General features: G+C 67.4%; 2 protein-coding genes. Both read right to left on the bottom strand.

The genetic code is table 11. The features are described from left to right. Positions 1 to 10: 10 nt before the first annotated feature. Positions 11 to 1,648: a ShlB/FhaC/HecB family hemolysin secretion/activation protein gene (locus tag E4S58_RS09680; RefSeq protein WP_136636206.1), complete on the bottom strand. Its 1,638-nt coding sequence runs from the start codon at positions 1,646 to 1,648 to the stop codon at positions 11 to 13. A gap of 158 nt (positions 1,649 to 1,806) precedes the next feature. Further along, positions 1,807 to 23,973 carry a leukotoxin LktA family filamentous adhesin gene (locus tag E4S58_RS09675; protein WP_136636205.1) on the bottom strand — a complete coding sequence of 7,389 codons (22,167 nt, stop codon included), beginning with the start codon at positions 23,971 to 23,973 and terminating at the stop codon, positions 1,807 to 1,809. Positions 23,974 to 23,988 lie beyond the last annotated feature (15 nt).

Below are 23,988 nucleotides of genomic sequence, written 5' to 3'. Positions count from 1 at the left end.
CCGTTCTGGGTCAAAAGGTCATGGAAAGCGAAGCGCCGATCACCAGATCGCGGCTGGGATTGGCCCAGCCGGTGATCCCGGTCTTCAACGGCTTCGCGACGTAGATGTCGCCGAACACGGTCTGCTCGGCGACGAAGCTGACACCAAGGCCGACGCTGGCGGCCATGCCCAGACCGACATCATTGCGGTCATAGGCCTGCCCGGCATCGAAGAAGGCAAAGGGCCGAAGCCTGATCCCCTGCCCAAGGTCAAAGGGGGTCAGCGTCTCGATCTGCGTGCGCAGGTAATAGCCGCTGTCGCCCGAACTCAGGCTGGTGGGATAGCCGCGCACCGCCGACGGGCTGGTCACGGTGAACTTGCGCTGTGACGGCATCACCCCGCTCAGCCGTTTCTGCCCCGAGGCCGTGACCGACGCGACAAGGTCTTCACCGATCGCGACAGAGGCGAAGATCGTCGACTGAACCGCCGAATATCCGATGTTCGACGCCGGGGTCACCGCATCGTCGTACCGGCCCGCCAGAAACCTTGGCGACAGGGTCAGGCTCCAGCCCTCGCCCGCGCGGTAGTAGGACGCGCCGATCGATACCTCGGTGCCGCGATGGCCCAGGGTCTGCACGCCAGCCAGCCGCGCGATTTCCTCATAGCCCGACAGCCCGAAGGTCAGCGACAGGCGGCGCGCCGGCTCCACGATCAGCGGCTGGGTATAGGTCATATCCGCCGTCGTCTGCTGGCCGGTCAGCGGGGCGCCGGTGACGTCTTCAGTCACCGTGTGGCTGAAGCTGAAGCCCAGCAGCCCGCCGCCCGGCGTGATCGTGCGGGCATAGCCGATGGTCCCGGCCTTCGATCCTTCGCGCAGTTGCAGCGTCAGCGACAGCGGGTCGTTCCAGCCGGTCAGGGACCGCACCGTATGCGCCAGGCTCAGCTGCGGCCGCCCCGACGAGACCGAACCATAGTTGTCCAGCGTCACGACCGTCGTGTGACGTGGCTGATCCGGCTGCAGGACCGTGATGTCGGTGGTGCCATAGCTGGCCCCGGGCGCGAACCCCAGCTGCAGGGGCAGGCTGTCGGTCAGGCTCATCCGCTGGACCTGCGCTTCCAGAACCCGGTTGTCCGCCAGATCACCCGGCGCGGCCGCCATACGGAAGCGGATGTAGTCATCCGACAGAAGACCGGGCGAGGCACCGATCTGGCCGACCCGCGCCTCCAGCAGCTCGACCGTGGCCCGGCCGCCATCCACCCGGCGCAGCACGGCCTGCGCCGTGGATATCCCCCGCTCGGCATAAAGTTGGTTGAAGGCCTGCGGGATCGCGGCCAACCCCTGAAGGGAATAGCGCCGCCCGATCAGCCCGGCCTCGACCCGCGCCAGATCGTCAGGTGACAGGTAGGCCGAGCCATTGGCAAGCACGACGTCCCGCACCACGTATCCGCGCGCCACGGCCTGCCGGGCGGGTTGCGCAGTCGGGGTCCTATCCCGCGCCTGTGCGGCCGCTTCGGCGGCAGCCGCGGCCTGACCCGCATCGGACGGCGCGGCGGTTGCGCCCTCGGGCTGCGCGTCGACCGCGCTGCCGGGGTCAAGCGTGACCCCCTGCGCCAGGGCCGGGGCCGCACCCAGGGCGATCAGGGCCGCGAGGCACGCGGATAGTTGCACTGAACGTGTCATGTGGCGGGGTCGTCCGATACCTGTCTTCACCCCAGACCTAGCAAACCACGGGTCGTTTTCTTGAACGTTTGCAGCCCCTTCCGGGATTGACGCACGAGATGCGGCAATTCCGCCACATGCGTTGCGACCAAAGGCGTGACCGGATCTCACGTCGCGTCGTCCTGTCCGTCACTGCGCTCGCCCTCTTCATCCTTCTCTTCGTCGTCCTCGTCGCTGTCATCTGCCTGATCATTGATCACGCTGGCCGGATCCGCCGCAGGATCGATGCCTGCATCCTCCTCCGTCGCGCCACGGACCGGAGCCGGAGTCGCACCCGGACGCGAGAGCACCCCACGCGGGCTCAGCCCCTTCGGCGCGAACGGGTTGCTGAACCCTTGCCGCGTGATGCCCTGCGCCACCGGCAGTTTGGCCACGACACCATTTCCACCAGAGTTGTCACCGCCGACCGATCCACCGGTGTTGCCCGCGCCAGACCCGTTGTCCCCGACGGAATTGTCTCCACCGTCAGACCCACCGTCCCCGCCGGAGTTGTCACCACCGTCAGAGCCACCATCCCCGCCGGAGTTATCGCCACCATCAGACCCGCCGTCCCCGCCGGAGTTGTCACCACCGTCAGACCCGCCGTCCCCGCCGGAGTTGTCTCCACCGTCAGACCCGCCGTCCCCACCGGAATTGTCTCCACCGTCAGACCCACCGTCCCCGCCGGAGTTATCGCCGCCATCGGATCCGCCGTCGCCACCAGAGTTATCGCCACCGTCAGACCCACCGTCCCCGCCGGAGTTATCACCGCCATCGGAACCACCGTCGCCACCGGAGTTGTCACCGCCGTCAGACCCGCCGTCGCCGCCAGAGTTATCGCCGCCGTCAGAGCCACCATCCCCGCCGGAGTGGTCTCCGCCGTCAGACCCACCGTCCCCGCCGGAGTTATCTCCGCCGTCAGAGCCACCATCCCCGCCGGAGTTATCACCGCCATCGGACCCACCGTCCCCGCCGGAGTTGTCACCACCGTCAGAGCCACCATCCCCGCCGGAGTTGTCTCCACCATCAGACCCGCCGTCGCCACCGGAGTTATCACCGCCGTCAGACCCGCCGTCCCCGCCGGAGTTATCTCCGCCGTCAGAGCCACCATCCCCGCCGGAGTTATCACCGCCATCGGACCCACCGTCCCCGCCGGAGTTGTCACCACCGTCGGACCCGCCGTCCCCGCCGGAGTTGTCACCGCCATCGGACCCGCCGTTTCCACCAGAGTTATCTCCACCGTCGGACCCACCATCACCGCCGGAGTTGTCTCCGCCGTCAGACCCACCGTCCCCGCCGGAGTTGTCTCCGCCGTCGGACCCGCCGTCCCCGCCGGAGTTGTCTCCACCGTCGGACCCGGCGTCTCCGCCGGAGCCGCCGCCCGTGCTGCCGTCATAGGCTGCCACGTTGAAGGTCGGATAGAGCGCGCGGCTCTGCAGGTCCTTGCCAAGCGTCGGATGGGTGTCGAGGGGAGCATCCCGGCCCCATTCGCCGACGTTTTCACTACCCGCGTCGATATCGACGTCAACAGGGGTGCCCAGCAGGGCGATGTCGAGCGCACCGGTGGCCGTCACCGCAACCGATCCCGTGTCCGAGACAAGGTAGCCGAAGGTCAGATCGCCGTCAGCGGCGACCGCGATATCACTCCGCGCGGCCATGTCGATCCGGCTGGACGCCTGCGTCTTGAGCTGCAGCGGACCGTCCATGCCAATCCCGCCGGCGAAGGAAGTGAGGGTGACGTGCCCGCCCTCCGCGATCTCGATCGCGGCGTTCGTGTTGATGTCACCCGAAATCGTGCTGACCACGGTCAGCGCCCCGCCACGGCGGCTGATCGGACCCGACAGGATGACATCGCCGTCCGCCAGGATATCCAGTACCTCGCCGCTACCGCCGAGGTCGCCAAGAACGATCTGCTCGCCCAGCGCGCGGATATGTCCGGTGCCGCCGTCCGCGGTCACCGACAGGGTCCCGGCCTTGACCTGAACCGGGGTGTCGGCCGAACCGATGGACTTGCCGGCCCGCAGGGCGATGGTGCCGTCCGCGATGATGCTGTCGATCTGCAGATCCTGGCTGGCCGCAAAGCTCAGGTCCGCGCCATTGACGCCGATGAAGCGGACCGCGCTGCCGTTCAGGCCCTTGATGGATCCGGCCTCGGAAGAGCCTGCCGTCAGGCTGGCCGTTCCGGCAAATGTCAGGACGGCGTCGTCCCCGGCCAGGATGTCGCGTGCGGCGTCTAGCGTCACGCCGACACCCGCGCCGAACCCGGCACTGGTCAGGATCCGGATATCCGCCGGACGCCCGCTGTTGCGGGTGGTCAGCGACAGGTCCGAGACATCGACGACGGAGGCATCGAGGCTCAGGTGGTCGCGCCCCAGCACGTGCACCATCCCGCCGGTCTTCAGCCGGGACAGGCGCATGTCGCGGTCGGCCTCAAGATAGCTGTGCAGCACCGTTGCGTCCTGCGCGGTCAACCTGAGGTCGGCCGCGTCGATCCGTAGGCTTTCGACGTCCGTGCCGATGCGCCCCTGTGCGGTGATGTCGGCCGTCGCGTCGGTGTCGAAGGACAGCCAGTCCGACCCGCCGGTGATCCCGCCCGCGATGTCCAGCGTCAGGCCGGCCCGGCCCTGAAGATGCGTCTTGGTCAGGCCGTCATCCAGCCCGAGGGTTTCGACCAGCGTCAGACCGCTGCCATGGGTGGTCAGATGGGTGATCGATCCGGTCGAGGCGATGCGCCCGACTTTGATATCGGTGCCGGTCAGGCCAAGCGCGACCGGACCGCTGGCAAGCGCATTGACGGTCCCGCCAGCCTGGGTCAGGCGGATGTCGAAGGTCGCGCCGGACTGACCGCCGATGCCGGAGGCGCGCAGATCGACCGAACCGGCCAGGATCTCGTCATTGTCGCGACCGTCGGCGTCCCCGATGTGACTGTTGGCGGCGTCGATGGACAGGTGGCCCGGCGTATAGATTTCGGCAATCGCGATGTCGTTTTTCCCGGCGCCGAGGTAGATGTCGCCAAGGGCCCGGGCCGCCAGCGTCCCGCCCTGCGCCACTTCGACCTGAAGCGCGGTCTGCGCCGACCCGATGCCGCCACCCGCGGCTTCGAGGTTGATGTCCCGGCCGCTGACACCCGCCGCGCCGGTCACACCAAGGATCGCACCCGAGCTTTTCAGCGTCGCGTCCAGTCCGGCGGACAATTCGGTCAGCGTCACATCGGTTTCGCTGCCCAGGTAGACGTTGTTGACGGCCCGCGCGATCACCTGCCCGGTGGCCTCGATATCAAGGTCATCGTTGCGTTCGATCACGACCCGGTCGTCCTGCAGATGCACATCCGCCTTCGAGGCCGAGAAGAGCCAGAGCCGTTCCTGCGTCGTCAGCTTGCTGCCTGCCATCTTCACCAGCGGAGCCACCGCCTCTCCGATGTCGCGGGCGGAGTTCAGGGTGATGTTGTGGCCGACGATGTTCGGCTCTTCGATGTTCAGCTGCGTGTCGGTGACCGGCAGGATCAGGTCGGCGCGGAATGCGGCTTCCAGTTCGGTCGTCGTGAAATAGGCCGACTTCTTTAGCGCCTCGATATCGTCCAGCGTCATGGCATAGGTGTAGTCGGCGTCGAACTCGGCATCCGTGTACCGTGCGGCGTTGTCGTGGAACCAGCGGTTGCGGGCCTCTTCCTGCGCGGCGATGGCGTTTTCGGTCATGCCGTTGGCGATCATCGCGTCGACCTGCGCCTCGGTATAGGCGAAGGGGTTGGTATCCTTGTTGTAATCCTTGTGGCTGGTGTCGCCGTTCTCGGTGACGGCCAGCATCGCCCACCAGTCGAAATACTGCTGCGTCCGCAGGTCTGTTTCGCGTTGGACGATCGGGTTGGTCGACGCCTTGTCCAGCGCCATCGCGGTCTGGATCTGGGTCCGGGCGGCGTCGGACAGGGTATGTGCATAATCGCGGTCATAGCCCAGACCCGCGAAACGGGCCGCATCGCTGTGGAAGGCGGCGGTGCGGTCATCGACGATGGACTGGATCTTGGCGTCGTCCGCCCCCTTGGCCCGCAGTTCCCGTTCTTCCAGGCGCGACAGGCTCAGCACGATGGCGGGGTCATAATCCTTGACCTCCACGACCTTGCCGAACTCGTTCCGCACGACAAGGTTTTCCCAGAAGGCAAAGTAGCCAGCGTCGAAATCTGCTTCCACCGCGGCCACGGCGGCGTTCAGTTCTGCCTTGGTCACGTCTGTCAGGCTGGCGTCGTCGATCAGCTGCAGTTCTTCCCACAGCGCCGCCAGAAGCGCGGCCTGCGCGCGGCGGTCGGCGGTTTCGCGGCGGTCTTCGTCGTGGATCGACAGCGCTTCGGTCGTCAGGGTCACGTCGCCCGTCGTCGACACGATGCTTTCGACGTTCATCTGACCCGAGGTGCTGACCAGGTCGATATCGCCGTATGCCTCGGCGCGAAGCTCATCTGTCGCGGTGATGTCCAGCTGGGCCAGCGGGTTGCGGCTGACCGGGTCAAACCCGATGACGCCGGTTTCGGCCAGCAGGTCAACGCGGCCCCCGTCGATGGTCCCGAGGGTCGCGATGGCCAGGCTGTTCGGGATGATCGACCCCTGCGCCTCAAGCTGGACATCGCCCTGCGCTGCGGCGGTCACGTTGTTGATCCGCAGGTTGCCGGTGCCGTTGCGCAGGCGAATGTCGCCCTGCGCGGTGACCGAGACACTGACGTCATCCCCCGACAGCAGCGCCACGGTATCGCCGATGGCGGGCGTCGCCGCGCCGATCAGTTCGTTCCGATAGACTGTCTGGCCGGGTTCCAGATCGGCGCCGGTGACGCGGCCAAAGATGTCGCGCGCCGCGACGGGGCCGGTGATGCGATAATTGCGCGGCTGGAACGAGGACGGAGAGGCGCCGCCGACGGATCCGCCGGCCGTGATGCCCAGGCTGCCCGCCGTCAGTGTCACGTCGGGGCCAAGCGTCAGCACGTCACCGCCCGCATGCACCTGCACCGATCCGGTGCCGACGCGCACGGCTTCGCCGAACAGCACCGAAGCGGGGGTATCCACCGTCACCCGCGCCGACGGACGGCCCGAGATCGCGATTTCGACCGGGTAATCGGCGCGCAGGCGGTGCGTGTAGGTCCGGCGTTCGACAAAGGTCTCGATCGCGCGGTATTCGCGCTCACGCTCTGCGTGGGTCACCCACCAGAGAGCGCCGTTGTGATCCCACTCGGGATCCTGATCCCCGACGGGCGTGTAGACATAGTCAAGGATGTCGCGATCGGACGAGAACTTGTACTGGTTCGCCGTCAGATCGACGTTCTGGTTCGCCAGCTGGACATAGCCGACCTCGGGCTTGTCCTCGAGGAAGACGGTCGTGATGTCGTCGTCGCTGATGGCCCCGACGCTGTAGACCTCGGTCACGATGGCATTGTCCTGGTTGGTCAGGCGGCGCTGCACTTCGCGGATGGTCCGGGTGCGGGTGACGTTGGTGTCGGTTGCATAGGTGTAGAACCAGGCCAGGTCATCCATCGGGTTGTAGACCGACGGATCGGCGTTCGGATCCGAAAGGACCAGCCCGCTACCGGTCGAGCCGAGGGTCTTCTGCAACTGGCCATCCTGACCGATCTTGAAGGTGGTGACCGTGTAGCCGCCGAAAGCCCCCGTGATCGGGTGGGTCTGTTCCTTGAACCGGTCGATGATCCGCACGACCCCTTCGACACCGCCTTCGGGCCCGAGGTCGATCTTGGCAAATTCCAGATCCCGCGCCGACGTGCTTGTGACCGTAAGGCGGCCATAGCCATGCGCCGCTTCGATCCGGCCGTTCCCGGTCGAGGCGATCTTGCCCGAGATCTCGATATAGCCACCGCGGGTCTCGACGCCGCGCAACTCAAGCCGGTCGGTCGCGGCGTTGTAATCCACCGACACGTTGCCGGTGATATGCCCTTCGCCGTCCAGCCCATGGACGGGGTGGTTGGCCACGACATCGACGTTGGTGTCGTCGTCACTGCCGACCGCCGTGCCACGCAGCGGACGGTACAGTTCGGTCAGGCCGGGGCCCGCGTTGTCCAGCACCGTGTCGATCGAGGCGTCGATGTTCACGGTCCAGTCGGTGATGCCCGACTTGATCAGCCCGTCGATGTTCAGCGTTTCCGCATAGATGAAGATCGACCCGACTGCCGTGACCGATCCACCCGGCTCGGCCAGGTCATAGGCTTCGTACTGCGGAATGATATTGGCAAAGAGAAGGGCATTGCGCGCCTCCTGCTCGGTCATGTCCGGATTGCGCCGCATCAGGTTGTAGATCAGGTTCTGATAGGACTCGTAGCTGTCGAACAGGTCCGAATAGGCATTGACCGGGTTCTGCGGCAGGTGCGTCAGCGGATCGGACGGCGCGAGGAAGAAGTCACCGCCCGAGTCGATGTTGATCGAATGCGCGTTGATGTTGCCGCCGAAGACATAGACCGACCCCTCTTCGGTGCGCAGGGTGACATCGCCCATCAGGTTGTCGACGTCGCCCCGGACATAAAGATCGGCGGTCGGACCGCTCGACACGGCATGGTTGTTGCGCAGGTTGATCTGCGGCGGGGTGATGTCGGTCGGGCTGGCCGCGATCTGGGCGAAGGTCGGCTGCGTTGCCCCCCCGGCCAGCGGATTGCGCGATGCGCCCCGGGCGATCAGGTCCGCATTCGTGAAGACCGAGGCGTTGTTGTACAGGATCTCGCCCGCCGTGACGAAGGGGATCTCCATGTCGTGCACGTCAAGGCTGAGGCCCGTGTTGTTGATCACCTCGATCAGCGCATCGCCCACGGCGCGCAGGTTGCCCGTGCCGACCAGGTAATCGCCGGTGATGTCGATGTTGCCGCCCCGGGCGTAGACGTTGTTCAAAACGGCAAAGTCGGTTTCAACCAACCCGTTGGTCGACTGCAGGTAGGCCAACCGCGCGTTCAGCGCCGCGATCTGGGTATCCAGCGTGTCGTAGGTGTCCGATCCGGCGGCATAGGCGTTCCGCAACGCGGTCAGCTCGGCGATATAGGACTGAAGGCGCTGACCGATGTTGCGGTCGAAATCGAAGGTGACCTCGATATCGCCGTCGATATCTAGAAGCAGATCGTCCTCATCCGCCACTTCTCCGTCCCCGATGCCGGGCGCATAGTCGATCACCAGGCGTTGCGAGGCAAAGGCGCCGGCCGTGATGCTGCCGTCGACCTGGACGCCGGCTGACCCGGTCTCGATGACCTCGCCGCCTTCGCGGGCCAGCGAAACGTCGTCGGCCCCGATCAGATCGCCAAAGAAGTTCGCCACGGCCTCGGCCGCCTCGGAATAGGCGTCGATGGCATAGCTGTAGGCATAGGCATCGGTCAGGCCGTCTCCGGCCCGCAGCGCCACGTCGCCCGCTGCCTTCAGCAGCATGCCGTTGCGCACGCGGATCGCATTGGTCTGGTCCGTCTGCGCCAGCGCGACCGGGTCCGAGGCCAGCGGGATCGCCGTCCGATTGTGAACCCGCGCCTCGGCGTGCTGTTGAACCGTCTGGACGCCGTTCAGGCTTTCACCCGACAGCACCGCGATGGACCCGCGCCGCGACACGATCTGGCCCGACGCAAGGTCGATTTCGTTTGCGTGGCGGAAGGTCGTCGTGGCGTCGACCTGCCCATGCCCGGCCGCGCCATAGGTGCGGATATACCCTTCCGACACCATCAACGCGTCGGACCGGTTCGACACCGTCACATCGCCGTTGGCCGCGATGGTCACACCGTCCAGCGCGATCCGCCCGGTCGACCGGGTGGCCGCATCGGACAGGTCGCCGACGACCAGTTCGCTGACCAGCTTGGGCAGGGCCACCAGCCCGCCCATGTCACCGGTCAGGCGGTCGGTCAGGTCATAGCTGTTGCCCATGGCGATCGTGACGAAGCCCTGGTCCTGCGTCGGATCATCGCTGGTCGGCACCTGCGTGATGGTGACCCCCGGCCCAAGGTCGATCAGCGCCGTGTTGGTCACGCCGGTGCGCGACGACAGGGCCGACACCCCGATCGCCCCGTAGGTGCCCGTCGTGCCGTTGAAGTCGATCGCCCGCTTGAAGACCGAGGTATCGGACGAAATCGTCACCCGCTTGGCGATCAGGTTCGACCCGACCTCAAGCAGGCTGTCGGAGGTCACGAGGTTCCGCTGGCTGGTCGCGCCGAAATCCGCGAGCGACACGGCAAGGCTGTCCGAGTTGCTTTCGAAATCGACGTTGCGGTCGGTGCGCAGGATGATTTCCTCGGCCTCGATACCGGCCCCGCTAAGGTCAAGCCGGGTGACCGTGTCGATGTTCAGCCGCAGCAGCGACCCGAAGGCCGTGACGATACCGCCCTTGCCCGCCACCGCGTTGCCGAACAGGTAGGCATCGCCGCCCGCCACGGCCTCGAACCGGCCACCGACCACCGCAGTGCTTGTCAGGCGGATGTCCATCAACGCCTCTGAGGTGTCATCGGCCCGCGCGATATTGCCGCCGATGCCGACTCCGCCGAAGAACTTGCCCTTGGACAGGTATTCCAGATCGCTGGCGTTGCGTGTCTCGGCGACGAAATCACCGGTCAGCGCGACCTCGCCCAGGTTGAGGAACGTGCGCACCGAACTGTCGTTCAGCGCGTCCGCATTGGCCCCACCAAAAGCCCCGGCCGCTACGGTCGTCGACCGGGTCGAGGCCACGACCCGCGACCGGTCGCCATCAGGATCATTGTCGGTATTGAGCAGCGTGAACCCCGCCCCCGCCAGCTGCAGCGCGGTCGAGGTGATCAGCGTATTGCTTTCACGGTTGGCCCGGGCGTTGTTCACCCCCGTCGTGCCACCGCCACCGACGTTGCCCTTGGCATCGGCCATGACGTTGCCCGCATTGATCGCCGTCACGCTGACGTCGCCCGACAGCACGGCCGCGCCAAGCGACACCTGCACGTTCGACCGGTCGCGCGCGACCGCGTTGGTCGCGCCGATGGCGATGGCCCCGGCGGCCAGCAGATCGACGTCGGATTTGACCTCTCCGTAACGGCGGGCCGCGACCTCGACCGTGTCACCCGACAGGGACGAGGCGCCCTGCAGCGTGACCCCGATCGAGGAGTCGCGGAAGGCGTTCGACACCGCCACCCCCGCACCGATCCCGGCGACGGCCACGGCTGTGACCTTGGCCCGGGTTGCGGAATTTTCCTCGGCAAAGACCGACAGCGCACCGCCCGCCCGCAATGTGACGTTGGGCGCGACGGTCACGGCCAGTTGCCGACCGATCCGGATATCGGCGACGCCCGCGCCGCTGGCGATCAGCCCGCCCGACCCGGCGATGGCTTCGGGATTGCCGTCGTCCACGGTGGCGGTCGCTCCGACCGAGAGATCCCCCTGGGTCTGCAGCACGCTGCGGCTGCCGATCAGCGTTTCGATCTTGGTCCCGCGCCGCACCAGCGCGACACCGTGGGTCGCCGAAATCGCACCGCCCGACACGCCGCCCGCCAGCAACTCGAGCGTGCCGCCTTCGTCTGCAGTGACTGCGGCGCTGTTGGCGCGGATGGTGACATTGTCGCCGATGCGGGCCTGGATCACGTCATCGCCCGGGCCGTTGAATTCGTCGTCGAGGCTCAGCGCCTGCTGTTCGCTCACGACCTCACCCAGCAGCGCGTCGATCAGGCTGTCGCCCAGGCCGACGGAATAGCTGGGCTCGTCCTCGGCCGTGGCCGGATCATTGCTGCTCTCGAAGGGGTTGTCGGCCAGTGCCGCATCCGCATCATCGATGGCTGACTGCGCATCTTCGATGTTCTCGGCATCGTCGGTGACACGGATCGGCTTGCCATAGGTCAGCAGGATCCCCGACCCCTGGAAGCTGAAGGCGCCGCCACCACCCGAAACCACGGCCCCCTTGAAGCTGCGGTCGCCATAGGCGTCGACGGTCAGCGCGCCGGTGATGTCGATCTGCGCCTGATCGGCGATCTCGGCCTTCACCTCGTTCCGCATGGAGGTGATCGCCGCCGCCGCGCCCACGGCCGCGAACCCGCCGCTCTGGGTCATGACGAAAACGTCCTGCCCATAGCTCTGGCGGGCCTTCACGTTCAGATCGACGGTGTTGCGGCTGTCGACCCGGGTGAAGGCGCCAAGGCGGGCGATGACCTTCTGCCGCGACGCGGTGTAAAGCCCCGCACCCGCGACGCCCACCAGTCCGCCACCCGATCCGACGATCGCCTGGTTGACGGGAACCAGCCCATTGCCCGAAGGCGCCTGGACACGGTTCGGACGGTCTTCGAACGGCAGCATCTCGGCCTCGGCCAGCACGTCGACGGTGCGGCCGGCATCCAGCACCACGGCATCCGCCGTGCTGGTACCGTCCAGCGTTCCGGCCCGGACCTCGTCCCGGCTGTTGAGGATCACGAGCGTGGACCCGACCCCGACCAGACCGATGCCGGCCGATCCGGCGTTCTGCTGCATCTTGCGCGGTGCCCGCGCGCGAATGGCGATGTCGCGGTCCGCACTCAGGTCGCTGTCGCGGATCCAGGCATCGGTGGTCGACCGGGTGATACCCAGCTGCCAGACCCCCGCGATGCCCGCGTAGATCCCCGCCCCAAGCGCACCGCTGGCGGTCACGATGGATTCGGGCGTCACGGCCTCGACAGTGATATCGCGCCCGGCGGTGACCTCTGCACGGTCGATGAAGGCCTCGGTCGTCTTCTCGATCAGCATCAGTTCGTGCAGGGCACCGACACCGGCGGTCAGACCGCCGCCAAGCGCAAGGTTCACGGTGCGCAGCGCGGTGGCGTTGCCGGCAAAGACCTCGACATCGGCGTTGGTGCTGGAAACCTCGGGCGTCCGCGGCCCCTCTGCGGCGATCTTGGCCGTCACGGTGTCCTGCACCAGCATGAAGGGCAGCTGCAGCCCCATGCCAAAGCCGCTCGACAGGCCGCCGACGAAGGCGACGGTGTTGAATTCGGTCGCATTGTCCGCAACCACGGCCACGCCTTTGCGGTTCTCGGTCCGCCGCGTCAGGTAGTGGTCGGGATATTCGTCATCCACGGCGTTGTTGCGGCCCACGGTGTTGAACCCGTTGCCGTTGCCATGACCCGCCACGGTGCTGTTGCCCCGGATGATCGCCACCACGGTCGACCGCGACCGGATCGCCCCGATCGACACCCCGATACCGGCCGATCCACCATAGGTCAGCCCGCCGCCGACCTGATCGAAGTTCCCGAAGAAGCTTTCGTTGCCGCCGCCCACGGTATCCAGACGACCGCCGTTCAGCGCCTCGACGACGACGGTGTCCTCCGCCGTGACGGTGCTGTCGGCGATTTCCGCCAGCACTGTGTCTTCCTTGAGGGTCATCGCCGCCGAGCCGACCACCCCGACCGTCATGCCGATCGATCCGCCAACCGCGCTGGTGACCACCTTGGTGGTGTTGCGCGCGGCGACCTGCGCGTCGGACCCGGCGCTCAGGGCCGCGTCCTCGACCTGCGCGGTCGTGATCCCGCGATCCCAGGCCAGCGCAAGCCCGCCGCTGACCGCAACCGTATCCGCCACCGACACGGTGTAGGCGAGGCCCGCGAGTTCCTGGCTTCGGGTGGCCAGCAGGGTCGCCCGACCGCCGGCCTCAAGCGATGAATTCCCGCGCAGGCGCGTTTCCACTGCTGCACGGCTGAACATCAGCCCGTTCGCCGCCGCCACCGCCGTGCTGCCGGTGGACCCCCCGGCCGAGATCGACACCGACAGCGCGCGGGTGTCATCGCGCGACGACAGGCTGGCCGCCCCGCCCGCCGCGATGACGGCACCGTCTTCGATCAGGGTCGAGGTGCGGGCATGCAGTTCGCTCAGCCCGATGGTCGCGCCAAGGGCCACGTCTTCGCCGATCGCCAGCGCGCCGCCGATGGCCCACATCCGGTTGTCCGACAGGCTGTCCATCGACAGCGATCCGGTCCGCAACGTACCGCCGCCATGGATACGCGACCGTACCCACTGGGCCTGCCGCGACACGGCCCCGCCTGCGCCCACGGCGTTGCCAAGGAAGGCCGCCCCGGCCGATCCGGTCATCGTCGCCGTGGTCGACCCTGCCGACAGCTGCGTCGCGCCGGATACGCCGATCGACTGCGTGCGGCTCAGGTCAAGGTCGGCCTCGACCATGCCGCCGACGCGCACCCAGCTCAGGCCGACGCCGATGGAATAGCTGCTGTCGCCTTCGCCGTCCCCGTCACCGCTGTCGCCATCCGCGCTGTCACCCGCACCGTCAAAGGCATCGCCCCCGGCACTGTCATCGGGCGCATCGACTTCATTCTCGCTCTCCGCGTCATCACCGGCGGCCTCGTCGGCCTTGGGCAGGATGTCGCGTTTGACGATCTTGAATTTGCCGGTCTCCTCGTTCCGGGAAATCGTCCACTTGTCGATGATCCCCGATACGAACCCGATATCGAGCCCAAGCGACATCGCACCCGTCACCGCATCGGCCTTGCGCGCATCCAGTGCGGTCAGGCTCAGGTCGCCACCGATGGTCAGCTCGTCCGCCGTGACGGCCAGACGCGCCACGATCGACGTCTCGCGGGTCAGATCCAGCTGCGGCAGGCCGATCCCGGTCGTGTCGTCCACCCAGTCGCGCACCGTGCCATAGCCCGTCTCGATCGCGTCGCGCAGCAGCAGGCCGCGCTCGTCACCGTCGATCTGCGGCAGGTCGTCGGGGCGCTGGCCGTAATCGACATAGGCAAAGCTGCCGACGCCGCCAAAGCTGCCGCCGACGGTGACGCCGATGCCCACGGTCAGGACCTTGGTCGAATTCCGCGCCGTCAGCGCCAGGTCGCCGCCGGTCGAAATCGCCGAAACCCCGGTGATCCGTGCGGCCGTGGTGCCGTGGAACTTGAAGATCCCCGCACCCAGACCCACGCTCGACGATGCCCGGTTGTCACTGCCCTGCGCCGCGAAGAACTGATCGTCGCGCGTGGCCGTCAACGCCAGGTTTCCGCTGCCGTCAAACTGGCTTGCGACCAGTTCGGCTACCACGTCGCGGGCATCGGTGATCCAGCTGACATTCGCCTGGAAGGCATTGTCCGACGACCCGCCGTTGCGCCCGATGACCACGTTCGACGCCTTGGTCGCCGACAGCGCGCGGACGGCCGTGTCACCCGCGCCGCCAAGCGACGACCGCAGCGCCCGGGCAATCACGTCCCGCTTGTAGAGGTCCAGCGACACACCGCCCGACACGCCCGTGCCCTCGTTGATCGCATTGCCGTTGACCAGCAGGTCGCGCTGCGTGGCATCCGTGGCGGTCAGCCCAAGCCCGCCGCGCACGGTGGCATCGGTCACCTGGGCCCGCGTTTCGCCAACCGCGTCCAGCAGGGCGAAGAGCGTCGCGGCGGTATCCTCGGCCTCGCCGTCGCGCAGGGCGATGACGTGGTGCAGCGTTTCGCTGGTGGCACTGGCAGAGGACCCGGCGGCGCGGATCTCTCCGCCTTCGACCAGGGCCAGCACCGACGACGCGTGCCGCGTGATCGCATTGCCGAAGGTGCCCGCGCTGTCGGCATAGGTCTTGGCGTCCTGACGGTTGTCGACCGTTGCGGCCTCGCGCGCCGTGATGTCGACACTGTCGAATTCCAGAAGCCGGGATTCCTCGACCTTGGCGGTGGTGGTCCAGCTGTTCGCGATTACCCCGACCGGAACGTTGGCCGCCATGTCCGAAGACCGCTGCCCCGCCACGATCAGCGACCGCACGTCGCCGGTCTGCGCCGCCGTGACATGTGCCGTACCGCGCGCAGTGTGGTGGTCGATGATGCTGTCGACGATCCAGGCCGTCGTCGTCCGGCGATCCACCTGCGCGGTGACCGACAGGCCCAGCCCGAAATCACCGGCCGACGTGCCCAGGAACCCGACCTGCGCCAGGTTCGTCGTGGCGTTCTTCGCTTCGACCGTGATGTCGTCCAGGCTGTTGCCCTGCCATTCGACGGCTTCGTAGATCGCCTGCGTCGTCTGGGTCAGCAGGTTCACCACGACCGAGGCATTCAGCTGGATCGTGAAATCGCCGCCGGTCGAGGCCGCGACGGACAGCACGTTGCGCTTGGTCTCGGCCTCGATCTCGAACGCATCGCCCGAAATCACACCGCCGGTGTGCCGCGCCGTGACGGTTTCCGCGCGCAGGGTCGAGGCATAGGAGATCCCGATGCCGAAGGCACTGTTGTCTTCGCCACCCGACCCGTCGCCGGAGTCGTCACCCGCATCGCCGCCTTCATCCGCCGCCTCGTCCGGGATCGGCGTGTCGCTCATGTCGAGATCATTGAGAAGCGACGACGCATCTTCTTTCGTATCGTCCCCGGTGGCCTCGGCCTTGGCTTCGTCCACCGCCTCGACCGACAGGGACCCCGCGATGGCGGCGGTATGGCCCTTGAGCTGCGCGCCAAGCGCCGCATCGCCCACGCCGAACAGTCCCGAGGTCTGAAGCGCCGACACGTCCGATCGACCCAGATGCAGCGCGGCCGCGCCGACAAAGCTGAAGTCGTTGCCCGACCCGCCGCGCCCCGCCGCCGTGGCGATCAGATCACCGCTGTCCTGCGCCACGACCTGCGCGTCGCCGTCGTTCATCACCCGGTCCGACCCGATGTTCAGCGCCGTGACGGAGGTCTTGATCCCCGAAATCGAGGCCGACCCGGCCAGCCCGACGCTGCCACCCGCCCCGACGCTCGCCCCCGAGGCCAGCCGCGCCGCGGCCGTGTTGCTGGCGGTGACGGTCAGCCCGTCCAGATCCAGCGCGCCGGTCGTGGTCAGCCCGGCGGCGGACCGATTCGTGCCGAAGACCCCAGCGAAATCTGCGGCGAAGGCCAGCCCGAAGGATTTGTCCGACACCTCGTCCTTGTCGGTCTCGTCGCTGGTTGTCTGCTCGCCCAGACCCTCGGCATGCTCGGCCTCGCGATCAGCGGTCAGGTTGCCCGGCAGGCTGATTTTCTCAGGCGACTTGTCCTCCGGATCGGCATCGGGATCCTCGGGAGCCTCTGGCGTCTTGCGCGCCTCGCGTTCGGCCTCAAGCCCGCTTGCACCGGCCGTGGCGCCTGCCGCGCTCCAGCCGGCGGTGGTCGAGGTCACGGTGGCGGTCCCCAGATCCATGGCGACCCCGGTTGTCGCGGCGGGGCTGTCCGCCAGCGCTTCCCCCGACTGATCCCCGACATTGGCGGTGGCCAGCCGGTCGGCAAAGACCAGTCCAAGGCCAAGGCCAAAGCCGACCTTGCCCGCCTGCGTGCCCGCCCCGCCAAGCGCCAGCAACTTGGCACTGTCCGTGGCGGCGATCTGCGTGGTGCCCGTGACGGTCAGCGGCGTGTCGTCGTCCAGCCGCGCGATGGCGCTGCCCTTGTGGTCGATGATCGCGACGCCCGCGTTGAAGGCGAACCCGTCCGCTCCGCCGAAGGACTTGGCCGTCGTCAGGGCGGTAATGTCGTTCACAGCCGAAATGGACAGGCTGCCCAGGGTCAGCGGGGCGGCGGTGGCGTTGACCTCGGCCCGGGTATCGACGCGCGACCGCACGTATTGCAGCGCACCGCCCAGCCCGAACTTGCCCACGTCCTGCGCGGTCTCTTCGCGCTTGTCGTCCTGGGTCTTGTCGGGATCATCCTCGGCCTCGTCCTCCGGGGCCTTCGCGGCGGCGGCGGGAATATCGCGCAGGGTGATCACGCCGCCGCTGGTCTGGGCCGTGACCGACAGGCTCCCGGTCGACTGGGCCAGCGCACCGTCGGCAACGCGCGCCGTGGTGGTCAGGTCATAGCTCTGCAGCCCGACGTCGAAGACGAACCCGACGTTGGCCTCGCCCTCTGTCCGGTTGGTCACGTTCCAGGCGTCACGATCCAGCGTCAGGGCCGGATCCGGCATCAGGTCGTCGGCCAGCAGCCCCGCCGCATCGACGGTCCCGACGATGCTGTCGCCGCTGTCGGTCAGCGCCTGCTCAAGCGGCGCGATGGCCGGATCGGGCAGCCGCGTGCGTGCATCGAGCGTGAGGCTCTGCGCCGTGCCACCGGCCTTGGTCGTGCCGAGTTCGGCCAGCGTTTCCATCTTGCCGAAACCAAGCGACACCGACGCCATGAACCCGAACGACGTGCCGTCGACCGATCCCGCCCGGGTCATCGTCAGCTTGTTGTAGGCCTGCACCTGGTTCAGCGCCGACAGCGTGGCGCCTGTCGCCCCGCCGAACAGCTGCGCGCCCCGCAGGTCATAGGCCCGGTCGGTCCCGGCATCCACGCCGGCCCCACCGATCAGCGCCCGCACCGTGCTGTCGTGCCGGTCGATGTTGACGGCGACGGCAAAGGTCGGCGCGGTCCGGGCCTTCTTGTCGTCGTCCGGCGCATCGCCCGCGTCGGGCGCGTCGCCTTGGGCCGGGGCGGTGATGTCTTCGTTGGCGCTGTCGGTCACGTCGGCCAGCGCGTTCATCAGGCCCGCGTTGTCGACCCCGGCGGGACGCCCCTGCCGTCCGACGGTCTTGGGTTCGCGTTCACCCTTGGCACCGGCCGGGGTGTCGGTGTCGCCGCCTTCTGCCGCCTCGTCCTCGGCGATCTTCGCGTCCAGGTCTTCGGGCGTGAAGGCGCCTGTTGTCGTCACCGCCGTCGCGCTGAATCGTTCAAAGACGTCCGACGCCCCAAGCGTCGCCGCGCCCGATGCGGTCGTGCCGACCGACCCGCCGAACAGCAACGCCGTGTCCGACTGTGCCAGCGACACGATCCCGGCCCCCGCCAGGATCAGCGACGAACTGTCCGAGGCGATCGCCGACAGTTGCACGTCATGGGTCGTATCCGCCTTGATCGCCACACCGGCCCCGCCCGTCAGGACCGACACAGCTTGGTCATGATCGGTGTCGACCTCGACCCGGTTCAGCGCATCGCGCAGCGACAGCACGCCCGCCACCTTGAACCGGCTCTGGTTGTCGACCCGCGCCGCGACCTCCTGCACCTCCTGCACGCGCGAGGTCACGTTGATGCTGCCGTTACCCGAGGCAGTGACGACGCTGCGATCCAGCTTGACCAGACCGCTGGTCCGACTTTGCGCAAAGCTCAGCCCGACCGTCCCCGAGGACGCGTCGACCACGGCCTGGGTGCGCGCAAGGCTGGTGATGTCGATGCGCCCGGCGGTGAATTCGCCGTCGGCTTTCACCGTATCCGCATCGCGATCCACCAGCAGAAGACTGTCGCGGATCAGGGTGCGGCTGTCGGCCTCGACCAGGGACGGGGCGATCGCGATATCGACCCCCTTGAAGCCCTGCCCCTTCTCTTTCTGGTCCGGGGCGTCGCCGCCGGATCCGTCGCCCGCGTCGGGGGCCTGATCCGGCACCGTCCCGGGATCCTTGGCCTGATCGGCGGCATCGGTGAACTGGTTCGACACCTTGTCCATCTGCTGCCCGCCGCTCGATTCCGCACCGACCGCATCGCGTGCCGCCAGAACCGTCACCGACGAGGTCGCATTCGCCTCGGACGCGATTTCAAGAACCCGGCCGCGCGTGTTGTCGGAACAGATGCCATCGATGCAGAAGTCGTCGTCCCCGCCGCCTTCGCCCTCGCCTTCACCACCGCCAAGGTCCAGTTCGAATTCGCCTTCGCCGAAACCGCCCTCCAGCTCGCCCAGATCACCTTCCCCGCCTTCGCCGAAGCCGCCATCGCCACCGCCTGTGCCGGGCGTGCCCCAGAACATGCCGTTGGTGATCGAACTGTCGGCGACCTCGGTTTCCGCATCGATGCGCATCCGGTTGAAGCTGGCGCTGACCGCCACGCCCCAGCCGTCTTCGGCATGGCTGCTGCGGCCGGTGACGATGACGTCGAAGACGCTTTGATCCCGGGCGCTCAGCCGCGACAGGGCCGGGTCCGTTCCGTCGAACTCCTCAAGACCGCTTTCGTAGAAATAGAGCGCCGACCCCAGCATCCGTGCCGTGGTCGAATGATCGACGAAGGCAAGCCCAAAGCTGCCCGCGATCCCGACACCGTCCACCGCCACAGCATTGACGGCCGAGGCCTGCCCGTACTGGACGTTGGTCAGCGCATCGAACGTCGCGGTCGCGCCAAAGCCCGTGGCCACGTCGGCGCCTTCCATCAGCAGACTGGTCGTCGTCTTGCCGAAGGTGCCCGCGAAATCGCCCGAGAAACTGAAGGTGCGCTTCGCATCACCGCCACCCGAACCTCCGCCCGTCCCATCATCGCCATTGCCCGCCGCCGCCGCGATGGCATCCGCCTGATCGCCCAGCAGGTCTTCCCCGATGTCGACGCTTTCGGCCTTTTCGGTGTTCGCGTCGGTTTCCTCGGGCGCCTCGGCCTCGGGCGCGTCCGGGTCCGTGGGCGCGTCTTCCGGCTCTTCCGGCGCCTCGCGATCCTGCGACGACGCCGTGCCTGCCGCGAGAACCGAGCCGCTGGTTTCCGCCAGCACGCTGATGTCGCCGTCGACATTGACCCGCGAACTGGTCAGCGTCGCCCGCGTCGTGCGGTCGGTCAGGTTGATCGCGACGCCGATCGCAAGGTTGTTCTTCGCCCCCTTTGTACCCGATCCGGCCAGCGTCACGACGCTGGATCCGTCGACCGCGGCAATCGACACGGACTTGTCCGAAAAGGCGATCTCGTCAGCGTGGTTGAAGGCCTGCGTCACCGCCTTGTAGCGCGTGATGGCAAGGCCCGCGTTCAGGCCGGACCCGCCGTCGTCGTTCATCGAATGCGCCCGGGCGGTGTTCACCACCAGCAGGTCCTGATCCGACCGCTGTTCGACCTCGTGCATCCACAGCCGGGCTGCGTCGCTGACCGTGGTCTTCGCCTCGGCATTGATGATGGCCAGCCCGATGGCCGCCCCAAAGCCCGCCTTCTCACCGCCGGTCGAGGTGCCGGGCGCCCCGGCGCCCAGGACGATGTCGCCCCGGTTGGCCGCGTGGATGCGGATCGCGGCGTCGGCGTTCAGATCCGACAGGCTGCCTTCCGGACGATAATAGTCTTCCTGTTCCAGCGTCGCGGCATTCACGGTCACATCGGCGGCAAGCTTCATCCGCACGAGGAAGCCGTTGACGCCGATCCCGATTTCCTTGCCCCGCCCGGTGGTTTCGGACACGAACATGCGCGCGTCCGTCGGACTGGCCGCGACCTCGTCCTCGGCGCTGTCGGGGTCTTCGGGGGCGTCGCTTGCATCGGGGGCGGCTTCGGGCTTGCCGTCGTCGTCGCCGTCCACGGCATCGCCGGTCAGGGACGCCCGACGGCCATCCGCGATCCCGCCGATCCGACCCTTGCGGCCCTGTTCGCCCTCGGCTTCGTCGTCCTCGGCCTCGGCATCCCCGGCGTCGCCCTCGCCCGCATCGCCTTCACCGCCGGCACCTTCACCCGCATCCGGCGCGGGCTCGGCATCGGCGCCCTCGGGGTTGGCTTCGGTTTCGACCAGCGCCTCGCGATAATCGCCCCACCAGTCGCCCACGTCGGCGCGGCCCTCTGTCTCGGCAAAGCGGTTCTCGGCGATCACCTCGATATCCGACACGGCGCGGATCTCGGCGCCGTATTGATCAAGGCCACCGTCGTCCAGAAGCACCTCGGCCTGCGACTGCCAGTCGGCATAGCCAAGTGCGATCAGGATCGCAGTCTCGCCGCTCTGCGCCAGGTCCTCTTCGCTCTCTCCGGTCAGCTCGCCCGGGGTCTCGGGATCGCTTTCCGGCACCGACCCAAGCTGGGTGATCGTCTCGACCCGGATGTCTTCGAAGACATTGCGCGCCGCGACCACCACCGTCGGATCAGAGGCCAGGTCGACCTTGGTGTGATCGCCGTAGAACTGGCCGCCTGACCGGCCATAGGACCCGTCAGCGATGGCTTCCACCTTGGGCGCATGCAGCGACCGAAGGGTGCCGTCCGGCGCCTCGTACTGGAAGGTCGTGCTGCCGAAGTTGACCGTGGTCTGCGTCCGGTGACCGGACAGGTTGACCGACACGCCAAGCCGACCGTCATTGGAATCCCCGCCCGAACCCGCGCCGCCGCCGGACAGGGCATTCAGCACCGCGCTCGACGGATCCATCGCCGCCGCGATGTCCAGCGCCAGATCGACCGCCACATCCTGCTGCGCCTGCTGCTCTTCCGGCGTGATCTCCTGATCTGCCGCATCCGGGGAAACCGCCGCCACGGCATACCGCCCGCCGCTGACCCGCGCCCGCGACCCGAAGGTTTCATAGGTGGTGGTTGCGGTGATGCTGGCGTGACCGGCCTCTCCGGCGATGACGCCGCCGAAATGGGTTTCGGTCTTGGTGTCGTCGATCGACAGGCTCAGCGCGATGGCGCGGGTCTGATCGTTGGTCACCGCGTCCGATTTCAGCACGATGTTCTTGACGGTCTCCGACGCGATCTCAAGCCCGCCCTGCGACACCAGAAGCGCATATTCCCCCTGATCGAAGTTGGGCGACCACGGCAGATAACGGTTCACATCCGGATCGCGGCTGGCGTTTTCGTCAAAGCCAAGCGCCGGGCGCGCGCCATTCACGATCACCGTCGCCCGCGACCGCCGGATCGAGGCCGCGATGGCCAGGTTCATCGCCGCGACCTCGGCACTGTCGGCATCGCCCTGCAGGCCCGACTTGGCGACCATCCGGTGATCTTCGTTCACCACCGCCTTCACCTTGATGTCGCCCGCGTCGATGGCGCTGTCCTGGAAGATCGTCGTGGCCACCGTGTTGCTGGCCCCGATGGCCAGCGCGAGGTTGGAATTGGCCGGCTCGATATGCAGGACGGTGGTCGCCTCTGCGATCACCTCGGCCTCGTTGAGGGCGCGGATATAGCTGCCGTCGATCTCGATCAAGGCCTTGGCCTGCTGGAAACTGGGCAGGACGGAGAAATCGATATCCGGCAGCAGGTCGACAAGCCCGTCGACCACGCTTTTGGCCATGGCGTTCAGATCCGCCGCACCGGGAATATTGCCGTTCGGATCGATCAGCCCGTTCACATAGGCATCCGCCGCCGTTTCGATGTCGACAAGGTTGTCCTTCAGCGCGACTGCCGTCAGCCGGACGTTCGCCCCCATGATCAGCGCCCCGGTGGCCGAGATCCGCGCCGACCCGAGAGGTGAGGCATTGCCCGCGCTGTCGCCCGAAGCATCGTCCTGCCCCGACAGGCTGTCATTGCGGCTGGCCAGAATCAGAACATCGCCCCCCGACTTTCCGTCGGCGGCGAGCGCGATGATCTCGCTTCCCTCTTCCAATATGATGTGTGGCGCCGTCATCGTCAGGTTGCCGACACTGTCGCTGCCAACCAGGTCGATCCGCGATCCGGCGGTCAGGGTGATCGTTTCGGTCGCCGTCAGGATCAGGTCGCCGCCGTTGGTGTCGCGATCGTTGATCGTCAGGGTCAGCGGATCGATCAGGACCGTGCCGCCGTCACCGGCCTGCGACCAGACGTCCAGCTCGCCCAGGGCCTCGACATGGTTGTGCGCGCTGAATTCGATGAACCCGCCGTCGCCCGTGCCATGCGCCACCGCGCTGACCACCGCGCCCTCGTCCAGAACCGCCGCGTCGCCGCCGAAGATGATGATCGTGCCGCCCTGGCCCGCCCCTTCGCCATCCGCCCGGATCCGCGCGCCCGGACGCAGTTCGATCCGGTCGGAATTGCGCACCGAAATCGACCCGCCGGATGCCCCGTTGCGCGCCGTGACCTGCGCGCCGCTGCCAAAGATCACGCCACGATGGCCTTCGATGTCGATGGCGCCCTGACCACCGTTGATGATCTCTCCGGCCGACAGGGTGCCGCCGACGATGACCTGACCACCTGCGCGCAGCCCGATGCGGCTGCCCGCCTCGACCCGGCCCTGGATGTCGATCGATCCGTCGCCAAGCGGCGCGGTGCCGCTGACGATCCCCTGGACATGGCTGCCGCTGATCCCGCCCGACAGCGCGCCGTCCATGAACCCCTGGCTCGGGGTGCTCATCGACACCGATCCGCCGCGCACGACACCGTTCGGCCCGACGACGAATCCCTGCGGGTTGGCCAGGTACATGTTGCCGCCGACCTGCCCGCCCTGCATCGACTGGACCACGCCGTTGATCTGGCTTTGCGACCCGTTGATCAGGTTGACGGTCCCCGCCGTGCCCGTCGGCGCATGCAGGTTCACCGTCTGGCCGGACCCGACATTGAACGACGAGAACGAATTGACGCCGTGCCCCTGGCTGATCGTCTGCGTGGTGACGTTGGTTGTGGTGCCAGTGACGGACACGCCGGTCTGCGTTTGTCCGTCACTGACGACCTGTGCCGCGACCGGTTGAATACTGGACGAGGCAATGATCAAAGCAGCCAGGTACCCCCGAAGAGGCCGACCAATGGATTTTCCCGCGCCAATGGCTTGGGTCAAATGTCCCGGTTGCTTCATAAATGCATAACTTCA

This window comes from Pseudooceanicola onchidii (assembly GCF_004959925.1).
In the GTDB taxonomy this organism is placed as follows: domain Bacteria; phylum Pseudomonadota; class Alphaproteobacteria; order Rhodobacterales; family Rhodobacteraceae; genus Pseudooceanicola; species Pseudooceanicola onchidii.
This window is presented reverse-complemented; position numbering and strand designations above follow the sequence as displayed.